Origin of the sequence: Paracoccus sp. TOH, assembly GCF_030388245.1 — a bacterium.
GTDB classification, from domain to species: Bacteria; Pseudomonadota; Alphaproteobacteria; order Rhodobacterales; family Rhodobacteraceae; genus Paracoccus; species Paracoccus simplex.
Genome location: NZ_CP098360.1, coordinates 1,440,851 through 1,460,872, shown reverse-complemented (window position 1 = coordinate 1,460,872; position 20,022 = coordinate 1,440,851). Strand labels below are relative to the sequence as shown.

Sequence of the window (20,022 nt, the reverse complement as noted above, 5' to 3'; positions counted from 1 at the left end):
ATTCGGCAGCAGGGGAGGAAACCATTCGCCGATACCGAAAGGGTTTCCCATGGCTACGATCTCGACCAACACTTCCGCGCCCCGGCTGCCGGCGCTGTTCGACGCGTTCCTGAAATGGCTGTCGCGCGGCACCGAGGCCTATATCGCCAGTCGTTCGCGCCGCGCCGAGATCGAGGCGCTGGAGGCGAAATCCGACGCCGAACTGGCCCGGATGGGTCTGACCCGCGACCGGATCGCGCTTTACGTCTTTGCCGATCGCTTCTACATCTGATCCCGCAGAGCGGCGGCTGCGGCCGGCGGAACCATCCGCTGGCGGCGGCCGGATCTGCGCGACCCCGCCGGCGATTCAGGCGACGCTGCGCAGCGGCTCGGGCTGGAAGGGCGTGATCGCCAACTCGGCGCCGTCGAAGACACAGAAACTTTGCGCCGGCACTTCCAGCCAGCCGGTCTCGTCGCTTTCCAGCGGTTCCGAGACCACCGCCCGGCCGCCGCGCGTATCGGACCAGCGGTGGAACAGGCTCGGCGCGAGGTCGTCGCTGGCATAGCGCAGGGCATAAAGCCTTTGCCCGTCCGAGAAGGCCGCCGTCAGCCGCACATGCGGGGCGCTGCCCCTTTGTCGGGCCAGCGCCTCGAATTTCGCGGTGGCGCGGGCCATGGCGCCGGCGGGGTCGTCCTCCAGCCCCTCGCCCAGGGCCATCAGGAACAGCGCCTCGCTGTCGGTGGCGCCCTTGCGATGCGGGTAAAGCTCATCCGGGATCAGCACCTCGGCATGGCGGCGATAGCTGTCATAGCCGCCGAACTGGCCGTTATGCATGAAGCTCCAGCGGCCGACCACGAAGGGATGGCAATTGTTGCGGCTGGTCGCCGTGCCGGTCGAGGCCCGCACATGGGCCAAGAACAGATGCGATTGCACCGTGGCGGTCAGGCTGCGCAGGTTGCTGTCCGACCAGGCCGGCATGATGTCGCGGTAAAGGCCGGGCTCGTCGCGCTCGCCATACCAGGCGATGCCGAAGCCGTCGGCATTGACCGGCGTGTGACAGCGCGTCGCCCCGTGGCTTTGCCGGACCAGCGAATGGCCGGGCCGGCAGATGACGTCCTCGAGATAGATCGGACTGCCGACATAGGCTGCCCAGCGGCACATTATCCTGCCCCTTTCCGCGCTTTTTCCAAGAGCTAGCACGAAAAGCCTGACGAATCACCAAAAAGTCTCAGGCGGGATTCTCTTCCACGATCACAAGGTCGCGCTCGGCCGCATCCCGGGCATGGTCCAGCGCCGCCTGGTATTCGGCCGAGCGGTAGCAGGCCACCGCATCCTCGACGCTGGGGAAGCGCGCCACGACATTGCGGGCGCGCTCCTTGCCCTCGAGCTGCACATAGCGCGAGCCGCGGGCCAGGAAGGTGCCGCCATGCGCGGCGATCGCCGGCCCCGCCAGCCGGGCATATTCGCCATAGGCCTCGGGGTCGGTGACGGTCACATGGGCGATCCACAAAGCGGTCATGCTTTCTCTCCGATCAGGGTTTCGACGGCCGAGATGGCGTTGTCCGCCGCGGCCAGGCTGGGCGCCCCGCCCTGGGCGCGGTCGGGACGGCCGCCGCCGCCCTTGCCGCCAAGCGCCGCGGTCGCGGCCTGCACCAGTTCGACGGCGCTGATCCGGCCGGTCAGGTCGGGGGTCACGCCCGCCGCCACCGTCGCCTTGCCATCCGCCTCGGCCAGCACCACCACGGCGCCCGAGCCGAGCCGCGCCTTCATTTCGTCGACCAGCGGGCCCAGTTCCTTGCCGGTCACGCCCTCGACGCGGCGGGCGATCAGCTTGATGCCGTTGATCTCTCTGGGCCCGTCCTCGGACCCGCCGCCGCCCATGGCCAGCTGGCGCTTGAGCTGCGCGATCTCGTTGGCCAGCGCCTTGCGCTCCTCGGCCAGGGCGCGGACCTTGTTCACCACGTCGCCCGATTGCGCCTTGAGGATGCCGGCGATCTCGGAAAGCTCGGCGTCCACGCGGCGCAATTGCTCCATCGCCGCCTGGCCGGTCAGCGCCTCGATGCGGCGGATGCCGGCGGCCGAGGCGGTTTCGGCGGTCAGGGCGAACATGCCGATATCGCCGGTGCGCGCGACATGGGTGCCGCCGCACAGCTCCAGCGAATAGGTCTGGCCGCCGGTGCCCTTGCCCGAGCCCGCCAGCTCGCCCATCGAGACCACGCGCACCTCGTCGCCGTATTTCTCGCCGAACAGCGCCTGCGCACCTAGGGCGCGGGCATCGTCGGGGGACATGATCCGGGTCTCGACGGGGCTGTTCTGGCGGATGAAGTCGTTCACCTCGCGTTCGACCTGCGCCAGTTCCTCGGCGGTCATCGCCTTGGCATGGCTGAAGTCGAAGCGCAGCCGGTCCGGCGCGTTCAGGCTGCCGCGCTGCGCGACATGCTCGCCCAGGGCGCGGCGCAACGCCTCGTGCAGCAGATGCGTGGCCGAATGGTTGGCGCGGATGGCGCTGCGGCGGTCGTGATCGACGGCAAGCTGCGCGCCCTGGCCGCGCTGGATCGTGCCCAGCGTCACCTCGGCGATATGGATGAAGACGCCGCCCGACTTCCGGGTATCGGTGACGCGCGCCGCGCCGGTTTCGGTCTTGATCAGGCCGGTATCGCCGACCTGGCCACCGGATTCGCCGTAAAAGGGCGTCTGGTTCACCACGATCTGCACGGTCTGGCCCTCGGCCGCCGCATCCACCGCGGCACCGTCCTGCACCAGCGCCAGGATCTGGCCCTCGCTGATCTCGGTATCATAGCCGAGGAATTCGGTGGCGCCGTGCTGTTCAGCGATGTCGAACCAGATCGCGGCATCCTTGGTCTCGCCCGAGCCGGCCCAGGCGGCGCGGGCCTTGGCCTTCTGCTCGGCCATGGCGGCGTCGAAGCCGGCGGTATCGACCGCGCGGCCCTTTTCGCGCAGCGCGTCCTGGGTCAGGTCCAGCGGGAAGCCATAGGTGTCGTACAGCTTGAACGCCGCCTCGCCCGGCAGGTTCGCGTTCTCGGGCAGCTTCGCCAGCTCGTCGTCCAGCAGCCGCAAGCCGCGGTCGAGCGTCTGCTTGAAGCGGGTCTCCTCCAGCTTCAGCGTCTCCTCGATCAGCGCCTGGGCGCGGCCGAGTTCGGGATAGGCGGCGCCCATCTCGCGCACCAGCGCCGGCACCAGGCGATGCATCACCGGATCCTTGGCGCCCAGCATATGCGCGTGCCGCATGGCGCGGCGCATGATGCGGCGCAGCACGTAGCCGCGGCCCTCGTTCGAGGGCATCACCCCGTCCGCGATCAGGAAGCTGGTCGAACGCAGATGGTCGGCGATGACCCGATGATGCACCTTGCCGGGGCCGTCCGGCTCGGCGCTGGTCGCATGCGCGCTGGCCTCGATCAGCGACCGCATCAGGTCGGTGTCGTAATTGTCGTGCTTGCCCTGCAGAAGCGCGCCGATCCGCTCCAGCCCCATGCCGGTGTCGATCGACTGCATGTCGAGCGCGCGCATCGAGCCGTCCTCGAACTGCTCGTTCTGCATGAAGACCAGGTTCCAGATCTCGATGAAGCGGTCGCCATCTTCATCGGCCGAGCCGGGCGGGCCGCCCCAGATCTGGTCGCCGTGGTCGTAGAAGATCTCGGTGCAGGGGCCGCAGGGGCCGGTGGGGCCCATGCGCCAGAAATTGTCGTCGGTCGGGATGCGGATGATGCGGTCGTCGGTCAGGCCCGCGACCTTCTTCCAGATCGTCGCGGCCTCGTCGTCGGTGTGATAGACGGTGACCAGCAGCTTGTCCCCGGGAATGCCGAAATCCTTGGTCAGCAATTCCCAGGCAAAGGGGATGGCATCCGACTTGAAATAGTCGCCGAAGCTGAAATTCCCCAGCATCTCGAAGAAGGTATGGTGGCGCGCGGTATAGCCGACATTGTCGAGGTCGTTGTGCTTGCCGCCGGCACGCACGCATTTCTGCGCGGTGGTGGCGCGCTTGTAATCGCGGGTCTCGACGCCGGTGAACAGGTTCTTGAACTGCACCATGCCCGAATTGGTGAACATCAGGGTCGGGTCGTTTCGCGGCACCAGCGGGCTCGAGTCGACGACGCGATGGCCGTTGCGTTCGAAATAGTTCAGGAAGGTTGAGCGGATCTCATTCAAGCTGGGCATATCGGGCCTTCATCGCAAAGCGGTCTTTCCGGCCAGAACCGGGTCGCCGCCCGGTCTAGCCCCAGCCATGGCGGCTGTCCAGCAATCCCGCACGGCCGGGCGCGGGCCCGGCTTCTTCACACGCAAATCGCGGGAAGGACACCTCCGGCACCCAGCGGGGGACAGAAGGTGAGACGTGCCGGCAAAGCATCGAAGCGGCGCGCACCCCGTTGAGAGCCGCGCGAAACGCTGAAGCAAAGCCCCCGGGGCACGCGAAATGCGCGGGGGTCGCGCCCCGCGCATCGGGAAGCGAGAGCCGCATGGGAAGCCGCGCAGCCTCCGATCAATCCTCGGTCAACGCCTCGTCGCCATCGTCCGTGGCGCCGAAATCCAGGCCGTGGCTGGCGCGGATCTTGTCCTCGATGGCATAGGCGGCATCGGGATTGTCGCGCAGGAACTGCTTGGCATTCTCGCGGCCCTGGCCAATGCGTTCGTCACCATAGGAATACCAGCTGCCGGATTTCTCGACCACGCCGGCCTTGATGCCAAGATCGATCAGTTCGCCGACCTTCGAGATGCCCTCGCCATACATGATGTCGAATTCGACCTGGCGGAAGGGCGGGGCGACCTTGTTCTTGACCACCTTGACGCGGGTGGCGTTGCCGACCACCTCGTCGCGGTCCTTGATCGAGCCGGTGCGGCGGATGTCCAGGCGCACCGAAGCATAGAATTTCAGCGCATTGCCGCCGGTCGTGGTTTCCGGATTGCCGAACATCACGCCGATCTTCATGCGGATCTGGTTGATGAAGATCACCATGCAGTTGCTGCGCCCGATGCTGGCGGTCAGCTTGCGCATCGCCTGGCTCATCAGCCGGGCCTGGCTGCCCATCTGCATGTCGCCCATGTCGCCCTCGATCTCGGACTTGGGGGTCAGTGCCGCCACCGAATCGACCACGACCAGGCTGACCGCGCCCGAGCGCACCAGCGTATCCACGATTTCCAGTGCCTGTTCGCCGGTGTCGGGCTGGCTGATCAGCAGCTCGTCCAGGTTCACGCCCAGCTTCTTGGCATATTGCGGATCCAGCGCATGTTCGGCATCGACGAAGGCGCAGACGCCGCCCTTCTTCTGCTCCTCGGCCACGACATGCAGCGTCAGCGTGGTCTTGCCCGAGCTTTCCGGGCCGAAGATCTCAATGATCCGGCCCTTGGGCAGGCCGCCGATCCCCAGGGCGATGTCGAGCCCCAGCGAGCCGGTCGAGGTCGCCTCGATCTCGGCCACCGGGCTGTCGGCGCCCAGCTTCATGATCGAGCCCTTGCCGAATTGCCGTTCGATCTGGGCCAGGGCGCTGTCCAGCGCCTTCTGTTTGTCTGCGGATCGCTTGTCGTTCATGTCGAAAAGTGTTGCCCCTGCCATGCGGTCCTCATGCTTATTTCACACCCCGCCATCCGGGGCAATCAGCGCCCGCCCGCCCATTTTGTTCACGGGTTGTTCTTATTTGCGCCCTCTAGCGCGGAATTGCAAGTCCTGGTTGGCGAATCGGTCGGGCCGCGCCCTTCCCCACGCCAGACTGCCGGCGGAAGATTAAGAAACGGTTTACAGCCGTGAGGCGAATGGCTAATCCACGGCCTGCCGCAACGGCTTGAAGAGTCGGGAATGCTGATATTCTGGGAAAGACGTCTGGTCTTCCTCGCCACGCCGAAAGCCGGATCCACCGCCATCGAATCCGCGCTCGAGCCGCTGGCCGAACTGGCGGTCCGGCGCCCGGCGGCGCTGAAACATGCCGACCTGTGCAGCTATCGCCGCCATGTCGAGCCCTGGCTGCATTCGGCGACCGGCGACCGCTTCACCACCGTGGCGCTGATGCGCGAGCCGCTGGGGTGGTTGCGCAGCTGGTATCGCTTTCGCCTGCGCGACGACGGCGAGACGCCCGACCATGTCATGCAGGGCGTCAGCTTCGCGGATTTCGCCCGGGCCTATGCCGATCCCGACGGCCCGCAGATCGCGCGGGTGGGGAGCCAGGCCGATTTCCTGACCGAGGCCGGGGATCGGGTGGACCGCATCTTCCGCTACGAGGACATGGAGACCTTCACCCATTTCCTCGAGGATCGGCTGGATTGCGCCATCAGCCTGCCGCGCGTCAACGTGCCGCCGGCCGTGGATGTCAGCCTCAGTCCCGAGCAGGAAGCGGACCTGCGCGACGTGATGGCGCGCGACTTCCGGCTTTACGACATGCTCTGACCGCCGTCCCGGCAGCCGACATCCCTAGCTAGCGCTCGACCCGTTCAAGCTGCCGCGTCACCAGCGCCGTCAGGTCCGACAGCGAAAAGGGTTTCGACAGGAACGCCGCGCCCGGCACCGGCGGCCGCCCCTCGGAGAAGATGTCCTCGGCATAGCCCGACATGAAGATCACCCTGGTGTCCGGCCGGTCGCGCAGCGCGGTGCGCACCCAGGCGGGACCGTCCATGCCCGGCATCACCACGTCGGTCACGAAGACATCCACCACAAGGCGCTGATCGGCCAGCAGCGACAGCGCGTCCTCGGCGCAGGCGGCCTCGAGCACGTTGAAGCCCTGCAGTTTCAGCGCCCGGCTGGCGAAAGCGCGGACCGGCGCCTCGTCCTCGACCAGCAGGACGGTGGCCTCGACCTCGCGCCGGGCGCGGATCGCACCGGCCGCGGCGGGCGATTCGGGCGTCTCGGCCACCTCGCCCCGATCATGCGCCGGAAAGAACAGCGAAAAGCAGCTGCCCTCGCCCGGGGTGCTGTCGCAGAAAATGTAGCCGCCGGTCTGCTTCACGATGCCATAGGCGGTCGAGAGGCCGAGCCCCGTCCCCTCGCCGGTGCGCTTGGTGGTGAAGAAGGGCTCGAAGATCTTGGCCAGGTCGTCGGCGGCGATGCCGCAGCCCTGGTCGCGGACCTGCACGCGCACATAGTCGCCGGCCGGCAGGGTGGCGCGGCCGAATCCGGCCGAGCTCTCCAGCCGGACATTGTCGGTGCCGATGGCGATGTCGCCGCCATCCGGCATGGCATCGCGGGCATTCACCACCAGGTTCATGATCACCTGTTCCAGCTGGCGCCGGTCGGCGCGGATCATCCGCAGCGAGGGATCGTGATCGAAGGTCAGCACGATCCGCTCGCCCACCAGGCGGTTCAGCAGATGCGTCAGCTCGGACAGGGTGTCGCGCAGGTCCATGATCTGCGGCTTGAGCGTCTGCTTGCGCGAAAAGGCCAGCAATTGCCGCACCAGTGCCGCCGCCCGGTTGGCGTTCTGGCTGATCTGGTCCAGGTCGGCGTAATCGGGATCGCCCTTGTCGTGGCGCAGCATCAGCAGGTCGCAATGGCCGGTGATCGCCGTCAGCAGGTTGTTGAAATCATGCGCGATTCCGCCGGCAAGCTGGCCGATCGCCTGCATCTTCTGGCTTTGCACGAACTGCGCCTCAAGCGTTTTCAGCGCGCTGGCATCCGACAGCACCGCAGTGACGCAATCGCCCCGCCCCCGGGTCAGCGAGACCTGCACGAAACGCTGCGGCCCCTCGGCCTTGACATGCAGCACCTCGGTGCCGCCCTGGGTGCGGCCGGCGCAGACATCCGCGACCCAGTCGCCGAGCTCGCGGCCCAGCCCGTCCAACAGGGCCGACAGGTTCTGGCCGGCAATCTCGCCGCCGAGCAACTGGCAGGCGGCGGCATTGGCCCGCAGGATGCCGGCCGCGGGATCCAGCACCAGCACCGCGACCGGCAGCAGGTCGAAATCGTCGCCCCCGGTTCGGGAGGGGGCCTGCGGCGGTGCCGGGCGTTCGGCCAGCGCCGCCTGCCAGAGCTGCACCGCCGCCCCGGCCTCGCGCGTCACGACATATTCGCCGAAATCGCCCAGATCGGCGCGCAGGCGGCCGTTCCGGGCCAGGCTGATACCCAGCTCGCGCCATTTCGCCTGCGGATCGGCATGCCGGCGGCCCAGCCGGTCCTGCACCTGCCGGCCGACCAGATCGCCCAGCCGGTCCAGCGCCAGCTGATTCTGGGCCAGGACCAACCCGTCGGGGTCGACGGCAAAGGCGGGAAGATCATGGCCCAGAACCCCCGGCGCGACCCGGGCCAGGTCGCGGCGGATGGCCAGCCCCCGCCACAGATGCCGGGCCGAGATGGCGCCGCCAAGCAGATACCAGGACGCCGCCGCCGCGCCGAAGCCCAGAAGCGCGATGCCGGCTTCCGCGTCGGCCGGCCGCAGCGCCAGCCAGAGCGCGCCGATCACCGCCGGCAGCGCCAGGAAAGGCACCAGGATTTGCGCGGAACGCAGGATCTCTGCCCGTTCGGAAATCATCAAGCCCCTCGCCAGCGACCGTTTCCGCCGGGAATAGCGCATGGGCATTAACGAAGGGTTAACGGCGCCGCATCAGCGCGAGGTAAAAGCCGTCCGAGGCGGTCAGCGGCGAATAGCGGCGCTGCAGGATCTCGTCGAATTGCGGATTGCGGGCCAGGAACGCGGTCCTCTGGTCCTCGTTCTCGGCGGCAAGTACCGAGCAGGTCATATAGGCCAGCTGCCCGCCGGGCGCGACGAAGCCGGCGGCCTGGTCGAGGATGCGGGCCTGCAGCGCCAGCAGGCGCTGCAGATCCTCGGGCGTCAGGCGCCATTTCGCATCGGGGGTCCGCCGCCAGGTGCCGCTGCCCGAACAGGGCACATCGGCGACGACCGTATCGTATTGCCCGGCGACCTTCCCCGGCGCGGCGATGCGGATGCGCAGCCCGGCCCTGCCGGCCCGGGCCGGCAGGTCGGCCATGCGCCCGGCGTCGATGTCATGCGCGGTCACCGGCCCCGCCCCGCGCGCCGCCAAGGCCAGCGCCTTGCCGCCGCCGCCGGCGCAGAAATCCAGCAGGCTGCCGCGTGGCGGCAACAGGGCGCAGGCCATCTGCGGCGACAGGTCCTGCAGCTCGACCAGACCGTCGCGATAGGCGCGCGATCCCGCCAACCGCCGGGCGCCGTCGATGACGCGCAGCGCCGAGGGCAGTTCGGCATGCGGCTCAGCCGCGATGCCTTCGCCGGCCAGCGCGGCCACGGCCGCCCCGGGTTCGGCGCGATGCAGGTTGACGCGCAGCCAGACCGGCGCGCGATCGCGCAGCGCCAACGCCACGGCTTCCGCATCCGGCCCCAGCGCCGCCCGCCAGGCCGGCAGGATCCAGCCGGGCAGATCCAGCGCCGCCTCGGCATCCGGCGCCTGGCCGCCGGCGCGTTCGGCGTCCGAAAGCGCCGGCGGGGCGTGCCGGTCGCCGGTGAAGATCGTGTCGGGGTCGATCCCCTCCTCGCGGCACAGGCCCAGCATCAGCCCGCGGCCGGAACGCCCGCCGCCCAAGGCCGCGCGCGAGCGCAGCCGGCGCAGGCTGTCGAACACCAGGTCGCGCACCGCTGTCCGGTCGCCGGACCCGGCAAAGCGGCTGGCGCGCGACCAGCGCAGCAGCGCGGCTTCGGCAGGCTGGCCGGCAAGGATCTGGTCGAGGATGGCGGTCGCCGCATCGATGCGGGCGGCTGGAGTCATGATGCCTGCGCCCCCGGCGCGGAAGGTTGCTGAACCGCGGTGCAGAAAATCCGCGGGGCCGCGAATGTCAATCCCAGGCGTCGGGCGGCCCGGCCCCGCGCGCCGGCACCGCCAGCGGCGGCCCGCGCGAGGCCAGCAGCAGCGGTCCGCGCGGCGCGGTGATCGCCGCGCCGCGCCCTTGGCCGATGGCAGCCAGCGAGCCGGGCGTGCCGGTGACGCCGGTGCCCAAGGGCGCGCCCAGCAGCATCACCCGTTCCCGCACCCGCTGGCGCTGGCCCGAGGCGATGGAGGCGAAGCTGTTATAGGTCTCGGGCCCGCCGGTCAGGCCCTGGAAGCCGCGCTCGCGCAGCATCTGGCGCAGCGTGTCGAAGCGGGCGAGGTATTTTTGCGCGTGAACCTGCGTGCGCGAGTGGAATGCCCCGGCCGCGCGGCGCCAATCCCCGGTCTCGCCATACAGATCGCGCACGAAACGCGCGGCATAGCGGGCATTCTGCAACGGATCGAACATCTGCGCGACCGAGGAGAAGTTCCCGCCATGCCAGCGATAGTTCAGCTGGAAGCAGCCGATGTCGATATTGGTGCGGCCCTGCGCCACGCGATCCTCGGCAAAGGCGACGGCGCTGGCGGGGTCGTCGAACCATGTCCCCTCGCCCTCGGCATTGGCGCTCCAGGCCCAGGGGCGGACGAGGCCGTCCAGCCGCCGTCCCGTCTCGGTCAGGGTCAGGGCGCCCATGATGTCCATGGGCACGCCATATTCCTGCGCCGCCTGCTGCGCCGCCCATTCGCAGACTGCGGCCGAAGGCAGGGCCAGGGCCCGGCCGGGACCGAAAACCGCAAGGCAAAGCGCCAGAAGACAAGGGAAAGCCCGAAGAAACATGAAAGGCCGCGAAGGTGGTTCCCCCGCGACCTTAAGGCCAATCCGGTCAAGATTCGGTAAACGGCTCAGCCCATGCGGTAGTTCGGGCTTTCGCGGGTGATCTGCACGTCATGGACGTGGCTTTCCTTGAGCCCGGCGCCGGTGATGCGCACGAACTGGCAGCCGCCGCGCATCTCGGCCACGGTGGCGTTGCCGGTATAGCCCATGGCGGCGCGCAAGCCGCCGACAAGCTGGTGGATCACCGCGGCGGCCGAGCCCTTGTAGGGCACCTGACCCTCGATCCCTTCCGGGACCAGCTTGTCGCTGGCCGCGTCCTTCTGGAAATAGCGGTCGGCCGAACCGCGCGCCATGGCGCCAAGGCTGCCCATGCCGCGATAGGATTTGAAGCTGCGGCCCTGATAGAGGATCACCTCGCCCGGCGATTCATCGGTGCCGGCGATGGCCGAGCCGACCATGGCGCAGGACGCCCCCGCCGCGATGGCCTTGGCGAAATCGCCCGAGAACTTGATGCCGCCATCGGCGATCACCGGCACCTCGCCGGCGCCGCGCACCGCGTCCATGATCGCGGTCAATTGCGGCACGCCCACGCCCGCGACGATGCGGGTGGTGCAGATCGAGCCCGGACCGATGCCGACCTTGATCGCGTCGGCGCCGGCATCGACCAGCGCCCGGGCCGCCTCGGCGGTGGCGACGTTGCCGGCCACCACCTGCACCTGGTTGGAATGCGCCTTGATGCGGCTGACAGCGCGGGCCACGCCCTCGGAATGGCCATGGGCGGTGTCGATGACCACCAGGTCCACCCCGGCCTCGACCAGCGCCAGGCTGCGCTCATAACCCTCGTCGCCGACGGTCGAGGCGGCGGCGACGCGCAGCCGGCCCAGCTCGTCCTTGCAGGCCAGCGGGTTCAGCACCGATTTCTCGGTATCCTTCAGCGTCAGCAGGCCGGTCAGCCTGCCATCGGCATTGGTGATCAGCAGCTTCTCGATGCGGCGGGCCTTCATCAGGTCGATGGCCTCGGCCCGGTCGGCGGGCTCGCGCAGGATGGCAAGGTTCTCGGCCGTCATCACGGCCCGCACCGGCATGTCGTCGCTGTTGGCGAAGCGCATGTCGCGGTTGGTGATGATGCCGACGACCCGGCCGGCGGCGTCCACCACCGGAAAGCCGGTGACGTTGTAGCGTTCCTGCAGGGCCTTGGCATCGGCGATGGTCTGGTCGGGGGTCAGGGTGATCGGGTCGTAGACGATGCCCGATTCGAAGCGCTTCACGCGGCGGACCTCGTCGGCCTGCTGCTCGGCGGTCAGGTTGCGGTGGATCACGCCGATGCCGCCGGCCTGGGCCATGGCGATGGCCATGCGGCTTTCGGTGACGGTATCCATGGCGCTGGACAGCAGCGGAATGTTCATCCGGATCTGCTTGGTGACATAGGTCGTCACATCGGCGGTCGAGGGCATCACCGAGGACGCCGCAGGAACCAGAAGAACATCGTCGAAGGTCAGAGCCTCACGAATCTGCATGGGAGCATCCTTGTCAGGGGTTCGTTTGGCAGTTTCCCATTTCACGCGCGGCCGGGAATGTCCAGCCTGTCAGGCGACGGCCGCGTTGGTTTTCGCGGCCAGCCCGCCCGCCGCCCAGGCCCGCCAGATCCGGAACAGGATCCACAGCACCACCAGGCTGGCCATCACCAGCAGGATCAGCGCCGGCAGCGCCCAGCCGGGCGCGAAGCCGGCGACCGCGCTCCACAGCCCCGCCGTCGCCGCCAGCGGGAAGGTGAAGGCGCCCCAGAGCGGCGAGAAACCGGCCTCGGTCAGCCAGCGCCCGCGCAGCACGGCAAGCCCCAACACCGCCGCCGCGACGAAGGCGAGGCCCAGCGCCACCCGCGGCCAGCCCAGCGCGGCGGCGACATGGCCCAGCATGGCAACCGGCGCCAGATGGATCATCAGAAGCGGCCGCAGCGGCGCCGGCACGCGCTCGGCCAGGGCCTGGCGCAGGCTGAGCAACCAGACCAGACCGGCCGTCGCCGCCATCGGCCACCACAACCCCTGCGCGAGCGCGGTCCAGCCAAGCCCCGCCGCCGCCTGCGCGGCGACGATGGGGCCGACGAAGGTCAGTTGCCAGACCGGCGTCACCCGCCCCTGCCCCGGCAGCCGCGTCATGACCGGGATCGCCACCACCCAAAGCACCAGTTGCGCCGCCATGCCGGTCGCCAGCACCACCCGGGCCAGCGCCGGCGCAAACGGGGACAGCAGATGCGCCGCGGCATAGATGCCGACGACGGCGGCAGCGATGCCGGCGCGGCCGGGCAGGATGCGCAGCTCCTCGGCCAGCACCGCGGGACGGTGCAGCAGCTTGCTGCCATAGGCCAGCATGGCAAAGCCCCATGCCGCGATGGCCATGCCCGCCATCAGCCCCGGGACCGCGGGCGCAAGACCCAGCGGCAGCGCCGCCTGCCAGGCCAGCGCCAGCCCCAGCGCGCCCAGCAGCGGCGGAAAGATCGCGGGCGGGACGCTGCGCCAGAGTCCGGGCGGCCTGGGACGGGCCATCACCGGACGGGGCAGCACCGGGCGCGGCATCATGGGGCGGGGCAGCGGGGCACGGGGCGGGGTGAACGGCATGGCGACCTCCTGCCCCGCATCTCATAGCGTTGCCGGCCGGCCACGCCAGAGCGGCCGGGCGCGTCAGAACGCCGCGTCATGGAGCCCAGCCGATTGACGCAACCGGGGAGCGTGCCGCAGGCTGGATGCAGCGGCCCGGCAAGGGCCAGACCATGGGAGGAAATCATGAAAAAGATCGTCACCGGCATCGGCGCTCTGCTGGCCACGGCCGCGCCTGTCCTGGCCGGCGGGATCGAACGCGCGCCGCAATCGCTGGCGCCGCTGTTCGAGAACGGGAACTATGCCGAGCTGAGCTTCGGCGGCGTCAATCCCAGCGTGCGCGGCACCGACGCCGCGGGCTTCGAGACCGGCGATGTCGCGCAGGGCTATGGCTTCTTCGGCCTCGCCTACAAGCACCAGTTCACCGACAACCTTTCCGGCGCGATCATCGTCGAGCAGCCTTTCGGGGCGGATGTCCTTTATCCGATAGCGAGTTCGCCGGTACTGGGCGGCACGCGGGTCGAGGTGAACTCGACCACCTATACCGCGCTGCTGCGCTACAAGTTCGACAACAACTTCTCGGTGCATGGCGGTGTCCGGGGCTCGCATGCCGATGGCGGCGTCCGGCTGCAGGGCGCGGGCTATGCGACCACCTCGGGCTACAATCTGGACATCGACGGCGCCTGGGGCGTGGGTTGGGTCGCCGGCGTCGCCTATGAGATGCCCGAGATCGCGGCGCGGGTCTCGCTGACCTACAACTCGCCCATCGAGCACGACTTCGACATGTCGGAAAGCGGCGGGCCGCTGCCGATCACCTTCAAGGACCAGTATACCGTCAAAACCCCGCGCAGCTGGACGCTGGAGGGCCAGACCGGCATTGCCAAGGATACCTTGCTGTTCGGTTCGATCCGCTGGGTGAAATGGTCCGAGTTCGATGTGGACAACCTCCTGTTCCCGATCGCTTCACCCGCCGGAGAGATCCCGCTGGTCGAACTTGAGGACACCACCACCTACACCATCGGCGTCGGGCGCAAGTTCACCGATAACTGGTCGGGCTCGGTTTCGTTCCTCTATGAGCCCAGCGAGGGCGACACGGTGTCGCCGCTGGCGCCGGTGAACGGCCGCAAGGCGGTGACGCTGGCGGCGATCTACTCCATGGACAACATCAAGATCACCACCGGCATCAACTACACCAAGCTGGGCGACGCCACCCTGGGCGTCGGCCCGAGCGGCGCCAAGCGCGAGGTCGCCAAGATGGACGACAGCGAGGCCTGGGGCATCGGCGTGCGGATCGGCTATTCCTTCTGATCCGGGCGGCAACGATCAAGGCCCCGGCGGCTCTGCCCCGGGGCCTTTTTCATGCGCTTCCTGCCCCAGGCGGCCCGGCTGCATGCGCATTGGGGGAACGATGCGCCGGGTGCCGACCTCTGGGTCCACGCGCCTTGGGTATTTGGAAAACGGTGAAGGTCAGCCCTGCAGCGCCCGGACCAGGGCGATGAAATGCTCGCCGCGTTTCTCGAAGTTCGGGTATTGGTCGAAACTGGCGGCGGCGGGGGCGAGCAGCACGGTGTCGCCCGGCTGCGCCTCGGCCGCGGCATGGGCCACGGCCTGTTCCATGGTCTCGGCGATCTCGTAGGGGGTCTGGCCGATCTCCAGCGCGAAGTCGCGGGCGGAATGGCCGATCAGATAAGCCTTGGTGACATGGCCCAGATGCGGTTGCAGGGCGGCGATGCCGCCCTCTTTGCCAAGGCCGCCGGCGATCCAGCGGATGTTCCTGAACGCCGTCAGCGCCTTGGCCGCGGCATCGGCATTGGTGGCCTTGCTGTCGTTGACCCAGGCCACGCCGCCGATCTCGGCCACGGTCTGGCTGCGATGCGGCAAGCCTTCGAAACTGTGGAAGGCGCGCTCGATCTCGCGCGGGGCAAGGCCCAGGGCGCGGGTCGCGGCATAGGCGGCGCAGGCGTTCTGGTGGTTGTGCTCGCCCGGCAGGCCCTTGATGTCGCGCAGGTCCAGCGATGCGACCTGGCGGCCCTTGCGGTATTCCGCGAGATAGCCCTTGCGGGCAAAGACCGACCAGCCGAAGCGTTCGAGTTTCAAACCCGAGGAGATGCGGATCACCCGGTCGTCCGAGGGCGCCATGGCAAGCTGGTCGGCAAGATAGCGGCCCTCGATCTCGTCGACGCCGATCACGGCCCGGTCGGGGCCGCCCTCGGCGAAGAGCCGGCGCTTGGCGGCGAAATAGCCGCCCGGGCCGCCATGGCGGTCGAGATGGTCGGGCGAGAGGTTGGTGAACACCGCGATATCGGGGGTCAGGGCGCGGGCGAGGTCGGTCTGGTAGCTGGAAAGCTCCAGCACCACCACCTCGCCGTCATGGGCCGGGTCGAGCGACAGGACCCCGGTGCCGATATTGCCGCCGATCTGGGTCGGCCGGCCGGCCTCGCGCAGGATGTGGTGGATCAGCGCCGTGGTGGTGGACTTGCCGTTCGAGCCGGTGATGGCGATGACGCGCGGCGTGGTGTCGTAGCTTTCCCAGTCGCGGGTGGCGAAGCTGCGGAAGAACAGCCCGATGTCGTTGTCGACGGGGATGCCCAGTTCATAGGCCTTGGCGATGACCGGATGCGGTTTCGGGTAGAGATGCGGGATGCCGGGGCTGGTGATCAGGGCCGAGATGCCCTCCCAGTGGGCGTCGCGGGTCAGGTCGAGGATGCGCAGCCCCTGCTGTTCGGCCTGTTCGCGGGTGTCGGCGCCGTCGTCCCAGGCGACGACATGGGCGCCGCCGGCGGCGAGCGCGGCGGCGGTGGCGCGGCCCGAGCGGCCGAGGCCGAGCACGGCGATGGTCTGGTTTTCGACGCCTTGGACGGGGATCATGGTTCTGCCTTCGGTAGAGGAAGGCCGGGGGCGCTTCGCCCCCCGGACCCCCCGAGGGTATTTGTCAAACGGAGAAAGATCAGCGCAGCTTGAGCGTGGCAAGCCCGATCAGCGCCAGGATCAGCGCGATGATCCAGAAGCGGATGACGATCTGCGCCTCGCCCCAGCCCTTCTTCTCGAAATGGTGGTGGATGGGGGCCATCAGGAACACCCGCTTGCCGGTGCGCTTGAAGTAGAGCACCTGGATGATCACCGAAAGCGCCTCGACCACGAAGAGGCCGCCGACGATGGCCAGGACGATCTCGTGCTTGGTCACCACGGCGATGGCGCCGAGCGCGCCGCCGAGCGCGAGGCTGCCGGTATCGCCCATGAAGACGGCGGCGGGCGGCGCGTTATACCACAGGAAGCCCAGGCCGCCGCCGATCAGCGCCGCGACGAAGACCGCCAGCTCGCCGGTGCCGGGCACGAAATGCACGCCGAGGTAATTGGCGAAATTCGCGTTGCCGACCATATAGGCGATCACCGCGAAGGTGGCGGCGGCGATCATCACCGGCATGATCGCCAGCCCGTCCAGCCCGTCGGTCAGGTTCACCGCATTGGCGGCCCCGAGGATCACGATAACGGTGAAGGGCACGTAGAGCAGCGACAGGTTGATCAGCGCGTTCTTGAAGAAGGGCAGCGCCAGTTCGCCGCTGAGCGGGGCCGGGTGCAGATAGGCGGCGGCGGCTCCGGCGGCGGCAGCGATGCAGAGGCCGATCAGCAGCCGGACCCGTCCCGAAAGCCCGGCGTGGTGCTGCTTGGTGACCTTGGCATAGTCGTCGGCGAAGCCGATGGCGGCAAAGCCCAGCGTCACCAGGAGCACGATCCAGACATAGCCGTTGTCGAGCCGCGCCCAAAGCAGCGTGCCGAGCGTCAGCGCCGCGAGGATCAGCAGCCCGCCCATGGTCGGGGTGCCGGCCTTGGACAGGTGGCTTTGCGGGCCGTCGTCGCGGATCGGCTGACCCTTTTTCTGCTTGCGGCGCAGAAGGTCGATCAGCGGCCGGCCGAAGAAAAAGCCGAAGATCAGCGCGGTAAAGAAGGCGCCGCCGGCGCGAAAGGTGATATATCTGAAAAGATTGAAGAAATCCCCGCCGTCGGAGAGGTTGGTGAGCCAATAGAGCATTACGCTGTCCTTTCGCCAGGCGGCGTGCTTTGGCGCGTCCGCCGCAGCGCGTCAACCACCGTCGAGACCTTCGAGGACTTCGAGCCCTTCACGAGCACGATATCGCCGAGCGCGACCAGCTCGCCCACCCGCGCCGCCAGTTCAGCGGCGGTTTCGGCATGCAGCCCGCGGCGGGTTTCCGGCAGCGCCTCGTGCAGGGCGCGCATGCGCGGGCCGGCGGTATGGACCAGATCGACGGCGGCCATCGCCGGATCCTCGGCCATGCCGGCATGCATGGCGATCTCCTCCGGCCCCAGTTCCAGCATGTCGCCCAGGATCGCCACCCGCCGCCCGCCGGTCAGCCGCGCCAGCGTCGCAAGGCCGGCCGAGAGCGAGGTCGGGTTCGAGTTATAAGCATCGTCGATCAGCCGGATGCCGCCCAGTTCCTCGACCGCGCCGCGACCCAGCGGCGGGTTCCAGTCCGAGAGATGCTTCGCCGCCGCGGCCAGATCGGCGCCGGCGGCCGACAGCGCAGCCAGCACGCCGACCGCATTCATCACGAAATGCGTGCCGGCGGTGGCGAGGGTGAAATCCACCGTCTCCCCCAGGATGCGGGCGCGGACCCGGGTGGCGCCGTCCACGGTCTCGGCCTTGACCGGCTTGGCCATGCCATGCTGGCCGAAGCCGATCACCAGCGCGCCCGCCGCATCCGCGCAGTCGCGCAGGATCTGCGTCACCGCCAGGTCCTCGGGGATGATGGCATGGCCGGCGGGTTCAAGGCCGGCAAAGATCGCGCCCTTCTCGCGGGCGATGCCCTCGATGGCGCCGAAGGCTTCCAGATGCGCGGCCGCGACGGTGGTGATCATCGCCACCTGCGGGCGGGCGAGGCGCGCCAGCGGCTCGATCTCGCCGGGATGGTTCATGCCGATCTCGATGATGGCGAAATCGGTGTCGGCGGGCATCCGCGCCAGCGTCAGCGGCACGCCCCAGTGATTGTTGTAGCTGGCCTCGGCCGCGTGGATTCGCCCCTGCCCGGAGAGGGCGATGCGCGCCATTTCCTTGGTCGAGGTCTTGCCGACCGAGCCGGTGATGGCGACGACCTTGCCGCGCATCCGGGCGCGGCCGGCGCGGCCAAGCGCCTCCAGCGCCGCCAGCACGTCGGGGACGACCAGCAGCGGCGCATCATCCGCCACGCCCTCGGGGATGCGGCTGACCAGCGCGGCGCCGGCCCCCTTCTGCAGGGCCTGGGCGACGAAGTCGTGGCCGTCGCGGGCCGCTTGCAGGGCGACGAACAGATCGCCCGGTCGGATGGTGCGGGTGTCGATGGAGACGCCGCCGATGGTGAAATCACGGGTGGCGCGGCCGCCGGTCGCGGCGGCGGCATCCGGCGAGGTCCAGAGCGTCATATCTTGCCATCCAGCGCCGCGACGGCGACCGAGGCCTGTTCGGCATCGTCGAAGGGATAGACGTCGCTGCCGATGATCTGGCCGGTCTCGTGCCCCTTGCCGGCGATCAACAGCGCGTCGCCCGGCTGCAGCGCATCGACGCCGCGCAGGATCGCCTCGGCGCGGTCGCCGACCTCGATGGCGTCCGGACCGGCACCGGCGATGACCTCGGCGCGGATCGCGGCCGGATCCTCGGACCGGGGATTGTCATCGGTGACAAAGACCACATCGGCGAATTGCCGCGCCGCCTCGCCCATCAGCGGGCGTTTCAGGCGGTCGCGATCGCCGCCGGCGCCGAAGACCACGACGATGCGGCCCATGACATGCGGGCGCAGCGATTGCAGGGCCGAGGCCAGCGCGCCGGGCTTGTGGCTGTAATCGACAAAGACCGCGGCGCCGTTTTCGCGCACCGCGGCCAGTTCCATGCGACCGCGCACGGTGGTCAGACCTGGCAGGGTCCCGATCACGCGGGCGGGATCGTCGCCGGCGGCGATGGCGAGGCCGGCGGCGGCCAGCACGTTCTCGGCCTGGAAGCCGCCGATCAGCGCCAGCCGCACCAGATGCGCCTGGCCGAAAAGGCTGAAACGCAGATCCTGGCCGGTGGCGTCGTAGCGCTGCCCGAGGATGCGCAGGTCGGCGCGCTCATCCTTGCCGATGGTGGTCAGTTCCAGGCCACGCTCGCGCGCGATCTGCGCCATCTGCCGGCCGCGCGGGTCGTCGATGTTGATCACCGCCCCGGCGCCCTCGTCCAGGATATGGTCGAAAAGCAGCGCCTTGGCGGCGAAATACTCGTCGAAATCCTTGTGATAATCCAGGTGATCCTGGCTGAAATTGGTGAAGGCGCCGGCCTTCAGCCGCACGCCGTCCAGCCGGCGCTGGTCGAGCCCGTGCGAGCTGGCCTCCATCGCCGCATGGGTGACGCCGGCCGCGGCCGCCTCGGCCAGCACGCGGTGCAGGGTGATCGGTTCGGGCGTGGTATGGGCCAGCTTGGCCTGGTAGTCGCCTTGCACGCCCATGGTGCCCAGGCTGATCGCCTTGTGGCCCAGCGCCTGCCAGATCTGCCGGGTGAAGGTCGCGACCGAAGTCTTGCCCGAAGTGCCGGTGACGGCGACCATGGTCTCGGGCTGGGCGGCGAACCACAGCGCGGCGGCCCCGGCCAGCGCGGCGCGCGGATCCTCGGCCACCACCAGCGCCGCGTCCGATCCGGCCAGTTCGGCCGCCGCGATCTCGGCGCCCTTGCGGTCGGTCAGGATCGCGCCCGCACCCTGACGCAACGCGTATTGGATGAATGCGCCGCCATGTGTGGCCGAGCCCGGCAGGGCCGCGAACAGATGCCCGGGCCTGACCTGCCGCGAATCGACGGACAGCCCCGTCACCCCGGGGTCGCGCCCCTTGTCCCCCCGAAGCCCCAGAAGGGACAGCCGCATCACCCGTTCGGTCAC

General features: G+C 69.0%; 16 protein-coding genes. 3 read left to right on the top strand and 13 right to left on the bottom strand.

Annotation, left to right across the window (positions count from 1 at the left end):
• Nucleotides 1–49: 49 nt before the first annotated feature.
• Complete coding sequence (locus tag NBE95_RS07300) at nt 50–271, top strand: hypothetical protein (RefSeq protein ID WP_289893252.1); 222 nt, start codon at nt 50–52, stop codon at nt 269–271.
• A gap of 75 nt (nt 272–346) precedes the next feature.
• Here NBE95_RS07300 and NBE95_RS07295 read toward each other — a convergent pair whose 3' ends face one another.
• The 4 genes from NBE95_RS07295 to recA all read right to left on the bottom strand — a co-directional run bounded on the left by NBE95_RS07295 (nt 347) and on the right by recA (nt 5,549).
• Nucleotides 347–1,141, bottom strand: coding sequence for a class II glutamine amidotransferase (locus NBE95_RS07295; RefSeq protein ID WP_289893250.1), 795 nt, complete (start codon nt 1,139–1,141; stop codon nt 347–349).
• 67 nt (nt 1,142–1,208) lie between these two features.
• Complete coding sequence (locus NBE95_RS07290) at nt 1,209–1,499, bottom strand: DUF1330 domain-containing protein (RefSeq protein WP_289893249.1); 291 nt, start codon at nt 1,497–1,499, stop codon at nt 1,209–1,211.
• Nucleotides 1,496–4,156, bottom strand: coding sequence for an alanine--tRNA ligase (gene alaS / locus NBE95_RS07285; protein WP_289893248.1), 2,661 nt, complete (start codon nt 4,154–4,156; stop codon nt 1,496–1,498). The genes NBE95_RS07290 and alaS overlap by 4 nt, the downstream gene beginning before the upstream one ends.
• Before the next feature lie 322 nt (nt 4,157–4,478).
• Nucleotides 4,479–5,549 (bottom strand): recombinase RecA, encoded by a 1,071-nt coding sequence (recA, locus tag NBE95_RS07280; protein WP_289893247.1) that lies wholly within the window; start codon nt 5,547–5,549, stop codon nt 4,479–4,481.
• A 240-nt stretch (nt 5,550–5,789) separates the two neighbouring features.
• Here recA and NBE95_RS07275 point away from each other — a divergent pair, with 240 nt between their 5' ends.
• Entirely contained in the window at nt 5,790–6,374 is a 585-nt protein-coding gene (locus NBE95_RS07275) for a hypothetical protein (protein ID WP_289893246.1), read from the top strand.
• Between the two features lie 28 nt (nt 6,375–6,402).
• Here NBE95_RS07275 and NBE95_RS07270 read toward each other — a convergent pair whose 3' ends face one another.
• From NBE95_RS07270 to NBE95_RS07250, 5 genes are all read right to left on the bottom strand, one after another.
• Nucleotides 6,403–8,448, bottom strand: a complete 2,046-nt coding sequence (locus tag NBE95_RS07270; protein ID WP_289893245.1) for an ATP-binding protein — start codon at nt 8,446–8,448, stop codon at nt 6,403–6,405.
• A 58-nt stretch (nt 8,449–8,506) separates the two neighbouring features.
• On the bottom strand, nt 8,507–9,658 hold the full coding sequence (locus tag NBE95_RS07265) for an RsmB/NOP family class I SAM-dependent RNA methyltransferase (protein ID WP_289893243.1): 1,152 nt from the start codon (nt 9,656–9,658) through the stop codon (nt 8,507–8,509).
• A gap of 67 nt (nt 9,659–9,725) precedes the next feature.
• The gene (locus NBE95_RS07260) at nt 9,726–10,400 is read right to left on the bottom strand and encodes a hypothetical protein (RefSeq protein ID WP_289894855.1); all 675 of its coding nucleotides are present in this window, start codon (nt 10,398–10,400) and stop codon (nt 9,726–9,728) included.
• Nucleotides 10,401–10,600: 200 nt separating this feature from the next.
• Entirely contained in the window at nt 10,601–12,049 is a 1,449-nt protein-coding gene (guaB, locus tag NBE95_RS07255) for an IMP dehydrogenase (protein WP_289893242.1), read from the bottom strand.
• A 69-nt stretch (nt 12,050–12,118) separates the two neighbouring features.
• Nucleotides 12,119–13,147 (bottom strand): tellurium resistance protein, encoded by a 1,029-nt coding sequence (locus NBE95_RS07250; protein WP_289893241.1) that lies wholly within the window; start codon nt 13,145–13,147, stop codon nt 12,119–12,121.
• Nucleotides 13,148–13,312: 165 nt separating this feature from the next.
• Here NBE95_RS07250 and NBE95_RS07245 point away from each other — a divergent pair, with 165 nt between their 5' ends.
• A complete protein-coding gene (locus tag NBE95_RS07245; protein WP_289893239.1) occupies nt 13,313–14,434 on the top strand; it encodes an outer membrane protein transport protein in 1,122 nt (373 codons plus the stop codon).
• A gap of 159 nt (nt 14,435–14,593) precedes the next feature.
• Here the strand turns inward: NBE95_RS07245 and murD are convergent, their stop codons facing one another.
• The 4 genes from murD to NBE95_RS07225 form a co-directional block, all read right to left on the bottom strand.
• A complete protein-coding gene (gene murD, locus NBE95_RS07240; RefSeq protein WP_289893238.1) occupies nt 14,594–15,994 on the bottom strand; it encodes a UDP-N-acetylmuramoyl-L-alanine--D-glutamate ligase in 1,401 nt (466 codons plus the stop codon).
• Nucleotides 15,995–16,073: 79 nt separating this feature from the next.
• Nucleotides 16,074–17,156 (bottom strand): phospho-N-acetylmuramoyl-pentapeptide-transferase, encoded by a 1,083-nt coding sequence (gene mraY, locus NBE95_RS07235; RefSeq protein WP_289893236.1) that lies wholly within the window; start codon nt 17,154–17,156, stop codon nt 16,074–16,076.
• Nucleotides 17,156–18,541: a UDP-N-acetylmuramoyl-tripeptide--D-alanyl-D-alanine ligase gene (gene murF / locus NBE95_RS07230; protein ID WP_289893235.1), complete on the bottom strand. Its 1,386-nt coding sequence runs from the start codon at nt 18,539–18,541 to the stop codon at nt 17,156–17,158. Before murF ends, mraY begins: the two co-directional genes overlap by 1 nt.
• On the bottom strand, nt 18,538–20,007 hold the full coding sequence (locus NBE95_RS07225; RefSeq protein WP_289894853.1) for a UDP-N-acetylmuramoyl-L-alanyl-D-glutamate--2,6-diaminopimelate ligase: 1,470 nt from the start codon (nt 20,005–20,007) through the stop codon (nt 18,538–18,540). Before NBE95_RS07225 ends, murF begins: the two co-directional genes overlap by 4 nt.
• Nucleotides 20,008–20,022: the final 15 nt, after the last annotated feature.

Coding starts and splice junctions, on each gene's coding strand:
- NBE95_RS07290 (WP_289893249.1), bottom strand. CDS start 1,499: ATGACCGCTTTGTGGATCGCCCATGTGACCGTCACCGACCCCGAGGCC.
- alaS (WP_289893248.1), bottom strand. CDS start 4,156: ATGCCCAGCTTGAATGAGATCCGCTCAACCTTCCTGAACTATTTCGAA.
- NBE95_RS07275 (WP_289893246.1), top strand. CDS start 5,790: ATGCTGATATTCTGGGAAAGACGTCTGGTCTTCCTCGCCACGCCGAAA.
- guaB (WP_289893242.1), bottom strand. CDS start 12,049: ATGCAGATTCGTGAGGCTCTGACCTTCGACGATGTTCTTCTGGTTCCT.
- murF (WP_289893235.1), bottom strand. CDS start 18,541: ATGACGCTCTGGACCTCGCCGGATGCCGCCGCCGCGACCGGCGGCCGC.
- recA (WP_289893247.1), bottom strand. CDS start 5,549: ATGGCAGGGGCAACACTTTTCGACATGAACGACAAGCGATCCGCAGAC.
- NBE95_RS07270 (WP_289893245.1), bottom strand. CDS start 8,448: ATGATTTCCGAACGGGCAGAGATCCTGCGTTCCGCGCAAATCCTGGTG.
- NBE95_RS07250 (WP_289893241.1), bottom strand. CDS start 13,147: ATGCCGTTCACCCCGCCCCGTGCCCCGCTGCCCCGCCCCATGATGCCG.
- murD (WP_289893238.1), bottom strand. CDS start 15,994: ATGATCCCCGTCCAAGGCGTCGAAAACCAGACCATCGCCGTGCTCGGC.
- NBE95_RS07295 (WP_289893250.1), bottom strand. CDS start 1,141: ATGTGCCGCTGGGCAGCCTATGTCGGCAGTCCGATCTATCTCGAGGAC.
- NBE95_RS07225 (WP_289894853.1), bottom strand. CDS start 20,007: ATGCGGCTGTCCCTTCTGGGGCTTCGGGGGGACAAGGGGCGCGACCCC.
- NBE95_RS07265 (WP_289893243.1), bottom strand. CDS start 9,658: ATGACTCCAGCCGCCCGCATCGATGCGGCGACCGCCATCCTCGACCAG.
- NBE95_RS07260 (WP_289894855.1), bottom strand. CDS start 10,400: ATGGACATCATGGGCGCCCTGACCCTGACCGAGACGGGACGGCGGCTG.
- mraY (WP_289893236.1), bottom strand. CDS start 17,156: ATGCTCTATTGGCTCACCAACCTCTCCGACGGCGGGGATTTCTTCAAT.
- NBE95_RS07300 (WP_289893252.1), top strand. CDS start 50: ATGGCTACGATCTCGACCAACACTTCCGCGCCCCGGCTGCCGGCGCTG.
- NBE95_RS07245 (WP_289893239.1), top strand. CDS start 13,313: ATGAAAAAGATCGTCACCGGCATCGGCGCTCTGCTGGCCACGGCCGCG.